The sequence below is a fragment of the Flagellimonas flava genome (assembly GCF_050617915.1).
Classification (GTDB): domain Bacteria; phylum Bacteroidota; class Bacteroidia; order Flavobacteriales; family Flavobacteriaceae; genus Flagellimonas; species Flagellimonas flava_A.
Genome location: NZ_JBODQE010000267.1, coordinates 1 through 228, shown reverse-complemented (window position 1 = coordinate 228; position 228 = coordinate 1). Strand labels below are relative to the sequence as shown.

Below are 228 nucleotides of genomic sequence, written 5' to 3'. Positions count from 1 at the left end.
AAGACACCAAAGAAATTGTGGCCAACAACAAAGGGCAAGCACAATTGAGTATGTATGGGATACTGAGTGACCAATCCCCCATGTTCAAGAAAACCCATCTTTGGACTCCTTTTATGGGAATTACCGTACCTGCACATACGGGTGCCGAGTTACTCTGCAAAAAATTGAACCTGCCTGCGGTTTAGCTTATGGTCACCAAATTAAAACGCGGCCACTATCACGGCTCGT

At 45.6% G+C, this 228-nt stretch carries 1 pseudogene; it reads left to right on the top strand.

The features are described from left to right. Positions 1 to 185, top strand: a pseudogene (locus ACRHOZ_RS21795) (lipid A biosynthesis acyltransferase); the annotation flags it as partial. Between the last annotated feature and the right edge of the window lie 43 nt (positions 186 to 228).